The sequence below is a fragment of the Pantoea sp. SGAir0430 genome, assembly GCF_043549295.1.
Genome location: NZ_CP039428.1, coordinates 261,741 through 278,877, shown reverse-complemented (window position 1 = coordinate 278,877; position 17,137 = coordinate 261,741). Strand labels below are relative to the sequence as shown.

Here is a 17,137-nt window from a genome sequence, read left to right as displayed (position 1 = left end):
AGCAGCTCTCCAGACGAGACGGGTAGAATTTATACCATGATAATCAAGAACTGGTACCCGTTTAATGGTTAGGTGATGCTATGCCGTAGTGAAACTAAAAACAAGGTTAACGCTATGCAGACATCGCAACTTCAACGTGCAGGACTGGTGGTCCTGCTGGCCGGGCAGCTATTGCCGATGATCGACTTTTCCATAGTCAACGTCGCGCTGGATGCGATGGCGCAATCGCTGCGTGCCTCGCCGATCGCGCTGGCGCTGATCGTGGCGGTGTACGGTATCGCTTTTGCTATTTGTCTGGCGATGGGCGGACGCCTGGGCGATAACTTTGGCCGCCGTCGCGTGTTTTTAGCCGGCGTCTGGATCTTCGGCATTGCGTCATTATTGTGCGGCATTGCTAACAGCGTCGGCATGCTGATGTTTGCGCGCGCGCTGCAGGGCGTCGGCGCCGCTTTTATGGTGCCGCAGATTCTTGCCACGCTGCACGTTACGCTGCAGGGCAGGGCGCATGCGCGGGCCATTGGTCTGTACGGCGGTATCGGCGGGCTGGCTTTTATTATTGGCCAGGTGCTGGGCGGTTTTTTGATCAAAGCTGATATTGGCGGCTACGGCTGGCGCAGCGTGTTTCTCATCAACCTGCCGATCTGCCTGTTTGTCCTGCTGACCGCGCGCCGCTTCGTGCCGGAAACGCATAACCTCAAGCGCGTGCCGGTGGATGTGAGCGGTACGCTGCTGCTGGCTGGCGCGATCGGCTGTCTGATGCTGGCACTCGCGCTGGGGCCGCTGCTGCACTGGTCGTGGCCGTGCCTGTTACTGCTGGCGCTGTTTCCGTTGTTTCTGCATCGGCTGCGTCACAGCGCGCTGCGACTGGAAGCCGCAGGCGGATCGCCGCTGCTGCCGCCCTCGCTGCTGCGTCTTTCCAGCGTGCGTTTTGGTCTGACGCTGGCGGTGCTGTTCTTCTCCTGCTGGAGCGGCTTTATGTTCGCGGTGGCGCTGACGCTGCAATCCGGCATCGGCATGACCGCTTTCCAGTCCGGCAACGCGTTTATTGCCCTGGGCGCGGCCTATTTTATCGGCTCAATGCGTACTACCCGCATGGTTGAGCGTTATGGTAAACGTGCCACGTTACTGTCTGGCTGTGCAATTCAGATGGTCGGGCTGGTGGCGCTGATCGCGACGCTGCAGCTGGCGTGGCCGCAGGTGGGCATTGTTACGTTGATTCCGGCTACCGCGCTGATTGGCTTTGGCCAGTCGTTTATTGTCAGCACCTTCTACCGCATTGGCATGAGCGGTGTGCCGCATCATCAGGCCGGCGCAGGCAGTGCGGTGCTGTCCACCGTGCAGCAATCGGCGCTGGGACTGGGACCGATGCTGCTCGGCGGCGTGTTCACCCAGATCAATCAGCATGGTAATCATCTGGCAGCCATCAGCGGTACGCTGGCGGTGGAGTTGCTGATGATGGCACTGCTGGTGGTGCTGACCAGCGTCAACCGTCGGACGTTCCAGCCGGTGACGGCTGAAGGCTGACGCCGGAGGGAAAAAGTCAGCCCGTCTGGTCACCGTAAACGCTGATCCTGCAAGGTAATAACAGGTTTTTGGGCCGGGTGCGCATTGATGCGCCCCGGCACCTGAAAACTGCGCAGCGCTTACTTTTCCGCCAGGCGTAAACCACTTTCGGCATCGAACAGATGAATTTTTTGCGGATTGAAACCGATGCGCAGCGTCGCGCCACTGCTGGCCGCATGCCGTCCGGCCATCTGCATATGCAGCGCATGACCGTGCCAGTCAAGGTGCAGCAGAGTTGATTCCCCGGTAATCTCCACCACGTTCACCCTCGCAGGCGCGCCGTCCTGCACTTCGCACAGATCGTGCGGGCGCACCCCCAGCGTCACGGCAGCGCCTTCACGCTCCCGCGCCACCGCCTGCCACTGCGCGGGCAGCGGCTGCCACCAGTCCTGACACTGCACGCCCGGCACGCCGTCATGCGTCAGCAATTGTGCCGGTAACAGGTTCATGGGCGGCGAACCAATAAAACGCGCCACAAAGGTATCTGCCGGACGATCGTAGATCGCCAGCGGTGCGCCCTGTTGCACGATGCGTCCCTCTTTCATCACCACAATCTGGTCGGCCAGCGTCATCGCTTCTACCTGATCGTGCGTGACATACACCATGGTGGTTTTGAAACGCTGATGCAGCGACTTGATCTCGGCGCGCAGCTCCATGCGCAGCTGGGCATCAAGGTTAGAGAGCGGTTCGTCAAACAGAAACACCTGCGGATTACGCACCATGGCGCGGCCCATCGCCACGCGCTGACGCTGCCCACCCGAGAGCGCGCGCGGGTAGCGTTGCAGCAGCTTATCTATGCCAAGAATCGCGGCGATGCGCGCGATTTTCTGCTGTTGCTCATCGCGACGTACCTTTTTCACCTGCATATGAAACGCCAGGTTTTCGGCCACCGTCAGATGCGGATAAAGCGCATAACTCTGAAACACCATCGCAATGTCGCGATCGGCGGGATCGCGATCGTTAATCTGCACTTTATCCATCAGAATCGCGCCGTCGGAGAGACTCTCCAGTCCGGCGAGCAGGCGCAGCAGCGTCGACTTGCCGCAGCCGGACGGGCCAACCAGCACGGTAAAGCTGCCGTCGGGAATGGTCAGGTCGAGCGGATGCAGCACCGACTGTTTACCGTAGCGCTTGGCCACTTTAACGAGTTCAACACCGGCCATAATTTAAAACTCCTGTGCGCATAGTTGCAGTTGTTGCCAGTCGGGATAACGACGTGGCTGCGTGCTGATTGCCAGTGAGGCCACCGCAATGCCCCATAGCAGCGCGGTGGCAAGATCCTGCCGATGCAGCAGCGCGGTAAGAAAACCGGCGTTAAAGCTGTCGCCGGCACCGATGGTGTCGACCACCGCGACCGCGCGACCGGGCTGTTGCAGGCTGTGCTGACGTTGCCAGCAGCCCGCGCCCTGCGCACCGCATTTCACCACGCAGCCGCCGCGCCCGCTGAGCCGTTGCGCCAGCAGGTGCGCGCCGGTGTGCAGATCATCTGCGCCACTCAGCCCGAGCGTTTCGACTTCATTGAGCAGCAGCCAGTCGCACTGCGGCAGCCAGCGGGCGATCTGCGCGCGTACCTCATCGCTCCAGCCCTGTGGCGGCCAGCCGGTATCGACGGCAGTGATAAACCCGCGCTGCTGCAGTTCGGCCAGCAACTGCGGGTAGTCGTCATACAGTTGCAGGCAGAGAAACGTGCCGCACAACAGCACGATATCGCCGCTGCTGGCTTGCGCCGGGAGCTGGCTCAGCACGTCCTGCGCGCTGAGCCGCACAATATGACCGAGATTGCTGAGGAACGATCGCTCGTGATCGGAGTGCGTGACGCCAACGGTGAGCGAGGTTTCGCAGGCGTAGCGTGTCCAGTGCGCCGCGCTGTGCGGAAAATGGCTCGCCAGCCATGCGCTGAGGCCGTCATCACCCTGATTAGCGACGGCGCGATGGCGCACCTGCATCGCTTCCAGCGCCAGCGCGCAGTTGCCCGCCGAACCGCCCGGACGCAGCTCACTGTGCTGCAGCATCACTTCGGTGCCGCGCTGCGGCCAGCTGTCCAGCGTACCCATGATGACATCGACATTGATATTGCCCACCACGTAGAGCGTGGCGCGGGCTTCCTTATTGCTCATCATCCTTTGCTCCCGCCACTGGCAAGGCCGCTGACCAGCGTTTTTTGCAGCCAGATAGCGATAAAGAGAGGAGGAACCGACGCCAGAATACCGACGGCGGCAATCAGCCCATCGTCGGTGGCGCGGCCTGCGGTAAAGCCGGCAATGGTGACCGGCAGGGTTTGCGCGGCGATGTTACTGGTGAACAGCAGGGCGTAGAAAAATTCATCCCACGCCAGCAGCCAGCCAAACAGCGCCGCCGCGCCCAGCACCGGTTTCGCCAGCGGCAGCGTAATGCGCAGCAGCACCTGCCAGACGCGCAGCCCATCAAGACGCGCGGCCTGTTCGATATCCTGCGGCAGGGCATCAAACTGGTTTTTCAGCATCCAAGTGAGAAACGGTAAAATCAGCGAGCAGTACACGATGATCAAACCGGGTCGGGTGTTGAGCAGATCGAACTGCTGCAGCAGAAAGTAGAGCGGCAGCACAAACGCCACCGGCGGCACCATATAGATGGCCAGAGAGGCGAACAGCCAGCCGTCACGGCCGCGATAGCGCGAGAAGCTGAACGCCGCCGGGATCGCCAGCAGCAGGCACACCAGCGTCGCGCCGGTTGCCACCAGCAGGCTATTACCCAGCGCATGCAGAAACAGCGCGCCGGGCTGGCCGGGTTCCAGCGAGATCAGCCTGCCGTAGCGGCTGAAATCCCACTGGCGCGGCAGCCACTCCAGCGGCACGCGTGTCAGATCGCTGGTGGCGCTGACGCTCATCAGAAACAGCCAGCCCATCGGTGCCACGACAGAGAGCGCCACCAGCAGCGCCGCCGCGTATTTAGCGCAGGTACGCAGTTTAACCTTCATAGGCACTCCCCCGACGGCGCTGCCGCCACAGTAATAGCATGTAAAGGGTGATCAGCACCGCGCACAGCAGTGTCATTAACATGGCATAAGCCGCACCGCTGCCGGCGCGCAGGTAGCTGAAGGATTCCTGATAGACGTAAAAGCTCAGTGTTTTGGTGCTGTCGACCGGACCGCCGCGCGTCATCACATAGATGATGTCGAAGATCTTAAAGGCGTCGATGGTGCGTAACACCAGCGCCACGCTGAGCGAGCCAACAATCGCCGGAAAGGTGATGGCACGGAAACGCCGCCATGCCGATGCGCCATCCAGTCGTGCCGCTTCGTAGAGATCCTCCGGCACCGACTGCAGCGCCGCCAGCACCAGCAGCGTCACCAGCGGATAGTTTTTCCAGATGTCGGCAAACATTACTGCGTTGAGCGCGGAAGCCGGCGACCCGAGCCAGCTGCGGTAGCCATCGATGATACCGAGCTGCGTCAGTAGGGCGTTGATACTGCCGTAGTCCGGATTGAAATTGAGGCGCCACATCATGGCGTTCACAATGGTTGGCAGCGCCCACGGCAGAATCACCAGCACGCGCAGCACGTTACGTCCGGCGAATTTCTGGTTGAGCAGCAGCGCAACCAGCACGCCGATGACGCCTTCAATCGCTACCGACACCACGGTGAAGTAGAGCGTGCGCCACAGCGAGGTTTGAAAATCCGCATCGGTAATGGCGTAGAGATAGTTCTCCAGGCCAATCCATTGCGGCGCTTCACCGCCGCTGCCAATCAGCGCGGCGTCGGTAAAACTCAGCCAGATAGTGCGCAGCAGCGGCCAGGCGGTGAGCAACAGCATCACCAGTAGCATGGGTGCCAGCAGCACCCACGCCTGCCGTTGTTCGCGTTGACGCAAACTCAGCATACTGACCCCTTAACGCAGACGCGCCGCACTTTTGTCTACCGCCTGCATGGCCGCTTCCGGTGTCGCGCTGCCGACCAGAACCTGTTGCAGCTGCTGCTGCAGGGTGTTGGAGAGACGTGAGTAATCAGCGGTTTCCGGACGCGACAGCATGACATTCAGCGATTTGTCGGCAGCAGCGATCAGGCTCTCCTGATTCTTACTGACCGCGGGATCCTGATAGGAGCTTTTCCAGATCGGCAGACTGAGCGTGGCGTATTTATTCTGTACCGGCTGCGAAGTCATGTAACTGATGTACTGCCACGCCTGCTCCGGATGGCTGCTGCCTTTGGCAATGCCCAGACCCATCGAACCGTTGACCGCGCCGAAACGATTGGGCGCATCGCCAGGTGCCGGCATGATGCCAACCTGGCCGGCGACTTTACTCTGTTTGGCATCGTTGGCCATGTTGTACATGTAGGTCCAGTTGAGAGCGAAAGCCGCATCGCCGTTGGAGAAGGCTTTGCGCACGTCCTCTTCCAGATATTCGCGCGAAGCCGGGTTGGTCAGGCCCTCATCAAGCGAGCTTTTCATCAGCTTCACCGCCTGCAGCGAGGCTGGCGTAGAGAAATCGAGCTTACCGTTGTTATAGAATTTGCCGCCGAAGCCGGAGACCAGCGTGGTGTAGTCACACACCAGCGCTTCCGCCTGTGACCAGCTCCATACCAGCGGATATTTAACGATATTTTTCTGCTTAATGATGCGCGCATCATCCAGCACCTGCTGCCAGGTTTGCGGCAGATCTTTGATGCCGGCTTTTTCCAGCATCGCTTTGTTGTAGTAGAGATATTTGGTGTCGAGGATCCACGGCATGCCTAGTGTTTTGCCTTTGAACACCACGGTGTTCATTGCGCCGGGGAAGATTTTCTCTTTTTCATCTGCGCTGATACGGCTGCTGACATCCTGCAACAGGTCGAACTTGCTGAATTCCGCCGGCCAGATGGCATCAAACAGCACCACATCGTAACCATTGCCGCCCGCGCCGCGTGCCGCGACGATCTTATCGTGCAGCGCTTCGTAAGGAACAAACTCGAGATTGACCTGCACGTCCGGGTGCGCTGTCTGAAACGCCTGCGTCATGGCGCGGATATCGTTTTCACTGTAGGCCGCCTGGGTCATAAACAGGGCGTTAAGCGTAGTGGTAGCCGCTGCCGCGCTGCCCGCGCAGGCGAACAGTACGGCGGCAAAACAACCTTTCATCTGATTTTTCATTGCGTTCTCGCCTTCATGCAGTAGAGGGTGTTTAATTAAATCAATTTGATTGATTTAATATCGCGCACAGATTGCCAGCGCGCAGTGGCTGACAGCAGTGAGCTAAAGCAAGGGACGTGCCAGGGCAGAAAACAACGCTGCCATCCGACACTACTTTGCACAGATTTTTGCCGCTGTCAGGTAAACAGGTTGTAAAATGTGTGGCCGATCATAGATATTGAGGCGGCGGTCCGCAGCGGTGGTTAAAAGAGGGAAGCGAGCAGGATGAAAACGTCGGGAACCAATCTGGAACATGCGCGCGCGCACAATCGCCGGGTGATTATCGAAGCGATACGCCTGCACGGTGAGTTGACCCGTGCCGAGCTGGCGCGACTGACCGCGCTAACGCCGCAAACCGTCTCGAATATCGTCGCTGAACTGGAGCAGGCGGAGTTGCTCACCAGCCGTCAGCCGCGTAAGCAGGGCCGCGGTCAGCCGGCGATTCCGGTCACCCTGAATCCGGCCAGTGCGTTTTCCATCGGCATCCATCTCGACCATCAGACGCTACTGATTGTGCTGGTGGACCTGACCGGTGAAATCCATTTTCGCCGCCTTATTATGGTGCAAAAACCGCAGCCGGATGCCACATTAGCGCGCATTGCCGGGGTGCTGGCGGAGATCAAACAGCAGACCGGGCCGCGCTGGCAAAAAGTGCTGGGTATTGGCGTGGTGATGCCGGGGCCGTTTGGTGTGGAGGGTATCTCGTCAATGGGGCCGACCACGCTGCACGGCTGGGAGGATGTCGATATCGCCGCGCGTCTCGCTGAGATGAGCGGACTGCCGGTCACGCTGGAGAATGATGCCACCGTCGCGGCGATTGGCGAACGCTTTCACGGTGTGGCGCGTCATCTTAATTCCTTTATTTATCTGTACATTGGCACGGGCCTGGGCGCGGGCATCATCATGGATGGCCATGTGTACAGCGGCCATGCGCACAACGCCGGTGAAGTGGGGCATGTGGTGGTTGAACCCGGTGGACGTGAGTGTTACTGCGGCAATCATGGCTGCCTGGAGCGTTATGTTTCGCTGCAGGCCGCTTACGAATTCTGCGGGCTGGACCCGATGAGCGCGCTGCCGGAAGATTTACTGCAGGTTGATCCGGCACTGTTTGATCGCTGGATCGATACCGTACTTACGCCGCTGCGCCAGGGTATTAACATGCTGGAGTGTATCTTTGATGCCGAGAGCGTGATTATCGGCGGCATGATGCCAGCGGTGTTGCTGGATAAAATTATCCAGCGCCTGCCGCCGCTCTACCAATCGGTGCGCGGTCGCTATCTGACCGGCACGCGACTCAAGACCGGCATGACCGGCAGCGACACCGCCGCCCTGGGCGCAGCGGCTCTGCCAATTTTTGATGAGTTTAATCCGCAGTTCCAGGTGCTGATGAAGTGAAAAACGCGGCCAGCGTTTTACCGCATCACCCAGTGTCCGGCGCTCACTTCCTGATAATGCCGTGTTTCCGGCACAAATCCATTGGCACGCACCGGGCTCTTCAGCTCGCTGACGTCCACGTGCCGTTTTAAATGGCGGCGCGCCGGATCGGGCACAGGCACCGACGCGAGCAGTTTTTGTGTGTAAGGGTGCTGCGGATTCTCAAAAATAGCCGCGCGCGGACCAATCTCAACAATCTCTCCCAGTAGCATCACCGCCACACGATGGCTGATGCGCTCCACTACCGCCATATCGTGTGAGATAAACAGATACGACAGATTCAGGCTGTGTTGCAGATCGAGCAGCAGATTGATGATCTGCGCTTTCACGGTGACATCAAGGGCGGAAACCGACTCGTCGGCAATGATCATTTTCGGATCGAGCATCAGCGCACGGGCAATGCAGATGCGCTGACGCTGGCCGCCGGAAAATTCGTGCGGATAGCGTTTCAGCATGGTTGCGGGCAGGCCAACGCGCGTCATCAGTTCGGCCGCTTTGCTCTGTGCAGCGGCCTTACTGCCCAGCCGATGCTGTAAAAAAGGTTCGGTGAGGGCTTCAAGGACCGACATACGCGGGTTAAGGCTGGCAAACGGATCCTGAAAAATCATCTGCATGGCGCAGCGCAGCTTGCGCAGTTCTTGCCGGGAAAGGGTGAGCACGTCGCTGCCATCAAAAGCAATCTGCCCGCAGGCCGGCTGCACCAGCCGCGTTAGCGAGCGGCCGGTGGTGGATTTGCCACAGCCGGATTCGCCGACCAGCGACAAGGTTTCACCCGGCAGCAGATCAAACGAGATATTCTCCACGGCGTGCACCGCACCGGTTTTACGGCTGAACAGCCCTTCGTGAATGCTGAAGCGCGTGCTGAGGTTCTTCACCGACAGCAGCGGCGTTTGCCCTTGTGGCGTCTGCCGCGCCTGCGCCACCGGCGCTTCGCCGTTGAGCGCAAACTTACGCGGTCCATCGATGCCGCGCATGGCACCGAGCTGCGGCACGGTCGCAATCAGCGTGCGGGTATACTCTGCCGCCGGGGCAGAAAAAATCGCGGCGGTGCTGCCGGTTTCCACCATCGCGCCCTGATACATCACCAGCGTGCGGTCGGCGACTTCTGCCACCACGCCCATATCGTGGGTGATGAACAGCACGGCGGTGCCTTCCTCCTCCTGCAGGGTCTTGATCAGGTCAAGGATTTGACCCTGAATCGTGACGTCGAGCGCGGTGGTCGGCTCGTCAGCAATCAGCAATTTTGGACGCAGCGCCAGCGCCATGGCGATCATCACGCGCTGACGCATGCCGCCGGAAAAGTGGTGCGGGTAATCACTGAAGTGTTTGGCCGCGTTGGGAATACGCACTTTCTCCAGCAGCCGGATGGTCTCCTCGCGGGCAGCGCGTGCGCTGATTTTGCGGTGCGCGATCAGCGCCTCAGCAATCTGGTGACCGATAGTGAACGACGGATTAAGGCTGGTCATCGGCTCCTGGAATATCATCGCGATGGCATTGCCACGGATATCGCGCATTGCACGTTCGCTCAGCGTGAGCAAATCCACGCCGTTCAGCAGCACTTTGCCGCTGATACGTGCGTGACGACTATTCAGCAGACGCATGATCGCCATCGAGGTAACGCTTTTGCCTGAGCCCGACTCACCCACAATCGCCAGCGTTTCACCGGCCCCGAGGGTAAAAGAGACGTTTTTCACCACCTCACGCCAGCGGTCATCGCTGCGAAACGCGACGGTGAGATTTTCGATGCTCAGCACCGGCGGGTCAGCGCGATTCATTGTGCCGCCACAAAGCGCGCCGAGCGGGTGCTGACCGGCACATAGGTAAAATCGGTATCGAACGGATAAGCCGGCTGCTGCTTGCGCTTGCGCACCAGCCGTTCAACATACTGATCGACCACACCTTCCGACAGCGCCATCAGGTTGGGATTGGCAATCGGCGCCAGCTCGGGCGACAGGTAACCGGATTTCACCACCACAATTTTTGCCTGGCGCGGATCGAGTCCGAGCAGGGCGAAATCCGCCAGGTTGTGATAAGGACGACGCCGATCGGCAACCACCACGGTAATGCCTGCGATCTTCAGCAGCGCCTGACGGGCAACCGAACGGGCATCATCACTCAGCAGCAGCACGTCAAACTCGCCGCTGACTTTGCCGCCAGCAGGATCCAGCGTGGCACCGATAGTCAGGGAGAGCCGGGCACCGACGCCCGCGGCGAAGGCCGCCTCCGTGGCCGGTTTATCGGTAATGCCGGCAACGATGACATCCTGCGCATTTTGCCGCAGCAGTTCGGCCAGTACATCGGCCCGATCGCCCACGCCGCCGCCGGTTGGGTTATCGCCGGAGTCAGCGAGAATCACCGGCGCGGTATGACTGGAAATTGCCATGCGCACGCACTCTTCCGTACTGCCGGTCACGCAGCCAAACACAAATTGATCGCGCGCCTGCCAGTAAGCCAGCGCCAGTTTCGCTGCCTGTTCCGACAGCACATCAGCATCGGTACCGGTCATGATCGCGGCCGCCGTGGCGCGTGGCTCATCCGCCCAGACATAGCCCACCATCAGCGACGCATCCCAGATGTGTTCCAGCGCGTTAATGCCGGGCAGGCTGGCATACAGACTTTTGGCGGGTTCATCTTCGGTGCTGGTGCGTTCACCTGGCAGCACCACGGGGATCGGTGCCCACACCACGCCGGGCCGTACGCCGCTTTGCAGGCTATTAACCAGCATTGACACGGAACGACGCATGGTCTCTTCCACATCAATGTGCGGTGCCGTGCGGTAGGTCGAAAACATATCGATCGCGTCGATGATGCGCTGCGTGACATTGCCGTGCAGATCGTAGCTGACGCTAATCGGACAATCGGGCCCGACCAGCTCGCGCGTCGCGCTGATCCAGTCGCCTTCCGCGTCTTCCATCCCTTCGACATAAACCGCGCCGTGCATCGCCAGGTAAACGCCATCCACGGGCAAATACGCCTCGAGCCGACGGAGAAACTCCTGCTTGAAGGCATCATAGGTCACACGTGCCACCGGTCCACCGGCAATGGCGCGGGCGTGAAATGTCGGCAGAAATTCGGCCGCGTAATCCTGCAGAAAGGCGAAATAGGGATTGGTCGTCATCGCTTCACCCCGCACGATGCGGAAGTCGTCGGCGTAATTGAGCACCGGATTCCAGGTACTGCATTCAGTATGAATTCCACCATAGGCAATGCGCATAACAGACTCCGCTAGTCGGGTAAGTGAACGATAAAACGGTAAGCCGCCACACTGGCTGCGGCGCGGGCCCAGCTGAACTGATCAATCGCCATGCTGGCGATGGGCGTCTTGCCCATGATTGAAGGCAACACGTGACTATCTACCGCCTGCATCACCACCGTTCTGAGCAGGCCGTCGAACGCATCCGGCTGATGGGCGATGACAATCATCTCCGGATCGTTCATCTGAATGATATTGGCAATGGCGAGGCCAAGTGCGTCACCTGCCTGGTGCAGAATGGCGATCGCGGCGCTATTGCCTTTTACCGCCAGCGCTTCCAGTTCGGCGACGCTGGTGCAGGGCAGCTGTTTGTCACGCATGCTTTCACGCATCGCAGTGAGCGACGCCAGCGTATCAAGGCAGCCGCGTTTGCCGCAGCGGCACGGACGCCCGCCCGGCTCTACGGTACAGTGAGCAATTTCACCGGCCCCACCGTGCGCGCCGCGGTGCAGCTGCCCCTGAAAGAAGTGCGCAGAGCCAATGCCGTCGCCGTGGGAAATCAGGGTGAAATTCCGTGCCTTTTTCGCCACGCCGAAAATCTTTTCGCTGACCGCCAGAGCTTTGGCATCGTTTTCCAGTGACACCTCCAGACCGGTTTGCGCGTTAAGCAGTGCCGCCAGCGGGACGTTTTTCCAGCCCAGCAGGGCAGACTGAACGCACACCGCCTGGTTTTCATCCACAAAGCCGGAAAGCGTGACGCCCAGCCCGATAAGCTGGTCGGCGGAGATGCCTTTTTGTGCAAGCAGACCGGGGATGGCGGCGGCCAGCGCACCAGCCAGCAGCGCAGGATCGGGATTCAGCGGCATGTGGGTACTGGCCAGGATGCGACCGTGCATATCCGTCAGCACCAGATACACATCGTCACCGAGCAACGACGCACCGAGAAAATAGGCGCTGTCGGCACGCATTTTTAATAACACCGAAGGCCGACCCTGACCGTTACTTTCCGGAATGCTCTCCTCAAGCAGTCCTGCGCTAAGCATCTCTTTGATTAATGTGCTGATTGCGGCTTTACTCAGCTTCATTTTTTCCGCAATTGCCGTGCGGCTCATGCCATGCGAAGAAATTAATAAACGCAGAATTTGTTGCTGATGAGCATTAAGCATCCGGATTCTCACGGCACAGGCTGTATTTGGCCGACAATAATCAGCCATGAAAACAAATTCAAGCGTATTTAGTTTATTTTCTGAATTCAGATCGAATTATAAGTAAAATATATGAACTGACATCTTGGCTTTTGTTTGCAGAGTGTGCCTTATATAGCGTCGAGCCCGTTCTTCTGCTGCCGTTAACATGATCAAAGCGTATGGCAGGCGATGGCGTGCAATGACAGTCAGCTGCCTGCCGGGCAATGACTCTTCACTCTTTGTCACTGATTCACTGAGGCCTTCATGCAAAGCACACTCAAGCATTTCAGGATACTGACACTTGCCGCGGGTATTCTGGCGTCGTTTTCCAGCGCATCGGTTTTGGCTGCTCAGCTGGTCATTATGCAAAACGAACCGCCGCGCAGCATGGACCCGGGCAATCAGACCGCGACCTTTACCGGCACGGTGCTGGACCCGATGTATGAAGGCCTGACGCGGCTCGGTGACGATGGCAAAATCATGCCGGCCCTGGCGCTCTCCTGGCATGCCGACGACAGCGGACTGCACTGGGAATTTACGCTGCGTCCCAACGTTAAATTCCACGATGGCACGCCATTTAATGCCGATACGGTCGTTGAAAACTTTCAGCGTCATCTGGATACGAAGCGCGGTCTTGCCGGAAGTGGGAAAATTCGCACCTTTATTCAGGACGTGCAGAAAAAAGATGACTTAACCGTCACCTTTACACTGAAGAAAATTAATCCGGCGTTTTTAACTGTGCTGGCCTCCGGTCCGGGATTAATAGTGAGTCCACAAGCTGACAAAGCCGGCACGATCAATAATAAAGCCGACGGTACCGGACCCTATAAACTGGCGCAGTATAAATCCGGTGAATTTGTCCTGGAGCAGAAGAATCCGGACTATTGGGGCAAGTCTGCCGGGCCGGACGAAATAAAATGGACCTGGAGCAGTGAGCCGTCAGTCATGAATATGGCGCTGCAATCCGGTCAGGTCGATATTATTAACCCGGTGCCGCCGCAATTTGCCGGCATGTTAAAAAATAATCCCGGCGTGCAGTTAAAACAGTCGCCGGGCGCGGCGGTATTCTGGATCGATCTCAATACACAGAGTAAAGCCCTCAGCGATGTCAGAGTCCGCCAGGCGCTGAACTTCGCGACCGACCAGCAGGCGCTGGTAAAAGCGGTGATGTTTGGTTATGCGCAGCCGGCCAATTCCCCGCTGGCGCCGGTCGATGCCAACTACGACAAAGCGTTGCATGACTATCCGTACGATGTGCAGAAAGCCAAAGACCTGCTTAAGGCAGCGGGCTATGCCGACGGCTTCGCCATGTCGATTGCCGTGCAGGCACCCGACGCACGCACTGCGCAGGTTCTGCAGGGTATGTGGAGCAAAATTGGCGTCAAACTCAGCGTGCGTCAGATGGAGAGCGGCGTGTGGGCCAAAGCGGCGTTTGCCGATGCCAAAGAGAAAGCCGCGCAGGGGACGGACGCGGTGCTGGCGTCCTGGTCCTCGGGGCTGTACGGCTCGGATCTGCAGTTGCGTCCGCTGTATCACAGCAGCAGCTTTGCGCCCGGCGGGGCCAACCTCGGCTTCTTCAGCGACAAACGTACCGATGAGCTAATCGATAGCGCCGCCTCCACGCTCGACGGTGCCCAGCGCAAAGCGCTCTATTTCCAGGCACAGCAGCGGATCAGCGGACTCGCCCCGCAGGTGCTGCTCTACTATCAGGACGATCTGTATGCGACGCGCAAAAATATCAGTGGCGTGACAATGCAACCGGGCGGCCAGATTGTGGTTCGTGATGCCGTGAAAAAATAGTGCTGATGGCTGATTGATATGAAAGCGTATGTCGCAAAAAAGGTGCTCTCGCTGCCGTTAATTATCTTCGGTGTGTCGATCATCGTGTTTATCGCCATCCGCGCGTTGCCGGGCGATCCGGCACGCCTGATGGCCGGCCCGGAAGCGCCGCAGGAAGCGGTGGACAGTATGCGCGTGCGGCTCGGTCTGGATCAGCCTTTGCCGCTGCAATACGTCAGGTTTGCCGGTGAAGCGCTGCATGGCAATCTTGGGCTGTCGCTGCAGTCGCAGCGTCCGGTGATGACCGAAATCAGCGAACGCCTGCCGTACACGCTGTCGCTGGCGGCGCTGGCGTACCTGCTGGCGATTGCCATCGGCGTGCCGGCGGGCATGACCGGGGCCATTTACCGGCAGCGCATTCCCGATCAGATCGTCATGGTACTGACCATTGCCGGTGCCTCGATTGCGAACTTCTGGCTGGCGTTGCTGGCGATGAACTACTTTGCGGTACAGCTCGGCTGGCTGCCGCTACTCGGTGCTGATTCGTGGCGCAACTATGTGATGCCGACCGTTACGCTGGCGATTCTCCCGATGGCGATGATTGCGCGGATGACGCGCTCCAGCATGCTGGATGTGCTCAGTCAGGATTACATCCGTACCGCCAGAGCCAAAGGGTTATCGTCGGCCAGCGTTAACTGGAAACACGCGCTGCGCAATGCGCTGATACCGATTGTCACCATCGTCGCGCTGAATTTTGGCAGCCTGATCGGAGGTGCAGTGGTGACAGAGTCGGTGTTTAACTGGCCGGGTATTGGCCGCCTGCTGGTGGATTCGGTGAAATACCGCGATTATCCGGTGATTCAGGGCGTAACGTTAGTGGCGGTAACCGGCGTGGTGTTGATGAATCTGGTGGGTGAGATAGTGATTGGCCTGCTCAACCCGAAAATAAGGTTCGACTGATGAACAGTTTCGACACGTCTCTCCAGCCGCCGCCCGCGCGCCGCCGCCAGATCGTGAGGTTTTTGCTTGGCAACCCTTCCATCACGACCGGAGGCGGGCTGGTGCTGCTGGTGGTGCTGGCTGCCCTTTTCGCACCGCTGATCACTCACTGGGATCCCATCGAGCAGGATCTGTTGAACACGTTGCAGGCACCTTCCGCTGCCCACTGGTTCGGCACCGATGATTACGGCCGCGATATTTTTGCCCGCGTCATCTATGGTGCGCGCATTACGCTGTTTGAGGTGAGTCTCAGCGTGGCCATCTCGATGGCGATCGGCATTCCTCTCGGCATCATCTCGGGGCTGGCCGGACGCAAGATTGATGCGCTGATCATGTGGCTGATGGATATTATTTTCGCCTTCCCCGGCATCGTACTGGCGATTCTGATTGTCAGCGTGCTCGGCGAGGGGCTGACAAATATGCTGATCGCCATTTCGTTGTTCTCGATCCCGGTGTATGCACGTCTGAGTCGCAACCTGACGCTGGGACTAAAAAATATGGAGTATATCGAAGCGGCGCATATGCTTGGGGTGCGATACCCGCGCATTATCACGCACTATATTCTGCGCAACGCCATTGGCCCGCTGATTGTGCAGTCGACGCTAACGGCTGGTGCGGTGGTGCTTTCTGCCGCCAGTCTGTCGTTTCTCGGACTGGGCGTGCAGCCGCCGATGCCGGAGTGGGGCACCATGATGAGCGATGGCCGCAACTTTCTCGGGTTAAATATTTACGTCTCCCTATTTCCCGGACTGGCGATTTTGATTACCGTGCTCGGTTTTAATGTGCTGGGCGACGGCCTGCGCGATGTAATGGATAAACGTTTATGACTCACCCGCACTCAACCGTGATCTGCCTCGATTTGGGCGGTTCCTTTATTAAGCTTGGCGTGATGGATGCACAGGATCGGCTAACCCTGCTCGATCAGCAAAAAATCCCGGCGACGGACTGGCAGGCATTTTGCGCCAGAGTCAGCGAGATGATCGCCGGGCAGCATAACCATTTCAGCAGCCAGGCGGCTGTCGCCATCTCCACGGCGGGCATTGTGGCACCGCAAACCGGCGAAATGTTTGCCAGCAACATCCCGGCTTTTCACCGGCGTAATCTGGCACGGGAACTGGGTGAGGTGCTGCAGCGGCCAGTGATCGCGCACAACGACGCTGACTGCTTTGCCCTGGCCGAGGCGCTGGCCGGCAGCGGCAAAGGGCACAAAGTGGTGTTTGGCGCGATTCTCGGTTCCGGCGTGGGCGGTGGCCTGGTGGCGGACGGCCGCATTATCACCGGACAAAACGGCCTGACCGGCGAATGGGGCCACGGGCCGATTACCCTCACGGAAGTGACGCTGGCGCATCGTCGCGTGCGCGTGCCGCGCCAGGCGTGTCCGTGCGGCCAGACAGGGTGTCTGGACACCTACGGCGGCGCGCGCGGACTGGAAACGCTGCATCAGGTGCTGCACGCTGAAAGCGCCAGCAGCGTGGAAGTCATTGCCCGCTGGCAGCAGGCAGAAGCGCGGGCGCAGCAGACGATAGAAGCCTGGCTGCAACTGGTGAGCGAGCCGCTCGCCTACACCATTAACATTACCGGCGCGTCACGGGTGGCGGTAGGCGGCGGCCTGGCTTCGGTCACCCCGCTGATTACTGCGCTTAATGATGCGGTGCAGCGCTGCGTGTTGCGCAGCACAGCGCATGCGCTGGTGGTGCCGGGCGAGTTTGCCCATCAGGGCGGCATGGTGGGCGCGGCGCTGCTGGCGCGGCAGGCGCTCAGCGCGTCCTGAGCTTTTGCCCTTTCGCCCCTTGCTGGCTCTTTTCGGTTACCGTGTTGCGCTCAAGAGTTCGTTGAAC

14 protein-coding genes are annotated in these 17,137 nt (G+C 59.3%); 6 read left to right on the top strand and 8 right to left on the bottom strand.

Features of this window, described 5'->3' with window-relative positions; translation table 11 throughout:
* The first annotated feature begins 114 nt into the window (after window positions 1-114).
* A complete protein-coding gene (locus E7738_RS20240; protein ID WP_104187580.1) occupies window positions 115-1,524 on the top strand; it encodes an MFS transporter in 1,410 nt (469 codons plus the stop codon).
* Window positions 1,525-1,643: 119 nt separating this feature from the next.
* Here E7738_RS20240 and E7738_RS20235 read toward each other — a convergent pair whose 3' ends face one another.
* From E7738_RS20235 to E7738_RS20215, 5 genes are read right to left on the bottom strand one after another with little or no spacing between them, the layout of a single operon-like run.
* Window positions 1,644-2,726: an ABC transporter ATP-binding protein gene (locus tag E7738_RS20235; RefSeq protein ID WP_059009291.1), complete on the bottom strand. Its 1,083-nt coding sequence runs from the start codon at window positions 2,724-2,726 to the stop codon at window positions 1,644-1,646.
* A gap of 3 nt (window positions 2,727-2,729) precedes the next feature.
* A complete protein-coding gene (locus E7738_RS20230) occupies window positions 2,730-3,680 on the bottom strand; it encodes a carbohydrate kinase family protein (protein WP_394516561.1) in 951 nt (316 codons plus the stop codon).
* Window positions 3,680-4,519 carry a carbohydrate ABC transporter permease gene (locus E7738_RS20225; protein WP_021508900.1) on the bottom strand — a complete coding sequence of 280 codons (840 nt, stop codon included), beginning with the start codon at window positions 4,517-4,519 and terminating at the stop codon, window positions 3,680-3,682. Before E7738_RS20225 ends, E7738_RS20230 begins: the two co-directional genes overlap by 1 nt.
* Window positions 4,509-5,420, bottom strand: coding sequence for a carbohydrate ABC transporter permease (locus E7738_RS20220; RefSeq protein ID WP_021508901.1), 912 nt, complete (start codon window positions 5,418-5,420; stop codon window positions 4,509-4,511). The genes E7738_RS20225 and E7738_RS20220 overlap by 11 nt, the downstream gene beginning before the upstream one ends.
* A gap of 9 nt (window positions 5,421-5,429) precedes the next feature.
* Complete coding sequence (locus E7738_RS20215) at window positions 5,430-6,668, bottom strand: extracellular solute-binding protein (protein WP_058776097.1); 1,239 nt, start codon at window positions 6,666-6,668, stop codon at window positions 5,430-5,432.
* Window positions 6,669-6,932: 264 nt separating this feature from the next.
* Between E7738_RS20215 and E7738_RS20210 the strand changes: the two genes are divergently transcribed.
* A complete protein-coding gene (locus E7738_RS20210) occupies window positions 6,933-8,102 on the top strand; it encodes an ROK family transcriptional regulator (protein ID WP_058759002.1) in 1,170 nt (389 codons plus the stop codon).
* Window positions 8,103-8,119: 17 nt separating this feature from the next.
* On the opposite strand, the gene E7738_RS20205 is transcribed toward E7738_RS20210, so the two are convergent.
* From E7738_RS20205 to E7738_RS20195, 3 genes are read right to left on the bottom strand one after another with little or no spacing between them, the layout of a single operon-like run.
* On the bottom strand, window positions 8,120-9,916 hold the full coding sequence (locus tag E7738_RS20205; protein WP_394516555.1) for an ABC transporter ATP-binding protein: 1,797 nt from the start codon (window positions 9,914-9,916) through the stop codon (window positions 8,120-8,122).
* Window positions 9,913-11,355: a M81 family metallopeptidase gene (locus tag E7738_RS20200; protein ID WP_394516554.1), complete on the bottom strand. Its 1,443-nt coding sequence runs from the start codon at window positions 11,353-11,355 to the stop codon at window positions 9,913-9,915. The genes E7738_RS20205 and E7738_RS20200 overlap by 4 nt, the downstream gene beginning before the upstream one ends.
* Window positions 11,356-11,366: 11 nt before the next feature.
* Window positions 11,367-12,500, bottom strand: coding sequence for an ROK family transcriptional regulator (locus tag E7738_RS20195; RefSeq protein WP_031279975.1), 1,134 nt, complete (start codon window positions 12,498-12,500; stop codon window positions 11,367-11,369).
* Between the two features lie 285 nt (window positions 12,501-12,785).
* Here E7738_RS20195 and E7738_RS20190 point away from each other — a divergent pair, with 285 nt between their 5' ends.
* The 4 genes from E7738_RS20190 to E7738_RS20175 are packed head-to-tail and all read left to right on the top strand — an operon-like array spanning window position 12,786 to window position 17,070.
* Window positions 12,786-14,321: an ABC transporter substrate-binding protein gene (locus E7738_RS20190; protein WP_394516553.1), complete on the top strand. Its 1,536-nt coding sequence runs from the start codon at window positions 12,786-12,788 to the stop codon at window positions 14,319-14,321.
* A gap of 18 nt (window positions 14,322-14,339) precedes the next feature.
* Window positions 14,340-15,260 (top strand): ABC transporter permease, encoded by a 921-nt coding sequence (locus E7738_RS20185; protein WP_021508908.1) that lies wholly within the window; start codon window positions 14,340-14,342, stop codon window positions 15,258-15,260.
* Entirely contained in the window at window positions 15,260-16,126 is an 867-nt protein-coding gene (locus E7738_RS20180; RefSeq protein WP_058776091.1) for an ABC transporter permease, read from the top strand. The genes E7738_RS20185 and E7738_RS20180 overlap by 1 nt, the downstream gene beginning before the upstream one ends.
* Window positions 16,123-17,070, top strand: a complete 948-nt coding sequence (locus E7738_RS20175; RefSeq protein ID WP_394516552.1) for an ROK family protein — start codon at window positions 16,123-16,125, stop codon at window positions 17,068-17,070. Before E7738_RS20180 ends, E7738_RS20175 begins: the two co-directional genes overlap by 4 nt.
* Window positions 17,071-17,137 lie beyond the last annotated feature (67 nt).

Excerpts from the sequence above, each read along its gene's own strand:
- E7738_RS20240 (WP_104187580.1), top strand. The coding sequence starts at position 115 with ATGCAGACATCGCAACTTCAACGTGCAGGACTGGTGGTCCTGCTGGCC.
- E7738_RS20235 (WP_059009291.1), bottom strand. The coding sequence starts at position 2,726 with ATGGCCGGTGTTGAACTCGTTAAAGTGGCCAAGCGCTACGGTAAACAG.
- E7738_RS20230 (WP_394516561.1), bottom strand. The coding sequence starts at position 3,680 with ATGAGCAATAAGGAAGCCCGCGCCACGCTCTACGTGGTGGGCAATATC.
- E7738_RS20225 (WP_021508900.1), bottom strand. The coding sequence starts at position 4,519 with ATGAAGGTTAAACTGCGTACCTGCGCTAAATACGCGGCGGCGCTGCTG.
- E7738_RS20220 (WP_021508901.1), bottom strand. The coding sequence starts at position 5,420 with ATGCTGAGTTTGCGTCAACGCGAACAACGGCAGGCGTGGGTGCTGCTG.
- E7738_RS20215 (WP_058776097.1), bottom strand. The coding sequence starts at position 6,668 with ATGAAAAATCAGATGAAAGGTTGTTTTGCCGCCGTACTGTTCGCCTGC.
- E7738_RS20210 (WP_058759002.1), top strand. The coding sequence starts at position 6,933 with ATGAAAACGTCGGGAACCAATCTGGAACATGCGCGCGCGCACAATCGC.
- E7738_RS20205 (WP_394516555.1), bottom strand. The coding sequence starts at position 9,916 with ATGAATCGCGCTGACCCGCCGGTGCTGAGCATCGAAAATCTCACCGTC.
- E7738_RS20200 (WP_394516554.1), bottom strand. The coding sequence starts at position 11,355 with ATGCGCATTGCCTATGGTGGAATTCATACTGAATGCAGTACCTGGAAT.
- E7738_RS20195 (WP_031279975.1), bottom strand. The coding sequence starts at position 12,500 with ATGCTTAATGCTCATCAGCAACAAATTCTGCGTTTATTAATTTCTTCG.
- E7738_RS20190 (WP_394516553.1), top strand. The coding sequence starts at position 12,786 with ATGCAAAGCACACTCAAGCATTTCAGGATACTGACACTTGCCGCGGGT.
- E7738_RS20185 (WP_021508908.1), top strand. The coding sequence starts at position 14,340 with ATGAAAGCGTATGTCGCAAAAAAGGTGCTCTCGCTGCCGTTAATTATC.
- E7738_RS20180 (WP_058776091.1), top strand. The coding sequence starts at position 15,260 with ATGAACAGTTTCGACACGTCTCTCCAGCCGCCGCCCGCGCGCCGCCGC.
- E7738_RS20175 (WP_394516552.1), top strand. The coding sequence starts at position 16,123 with ATGACTCACCCGCACTCAACCGTGATCTGCCTCGATTTGGGCGGTTCC.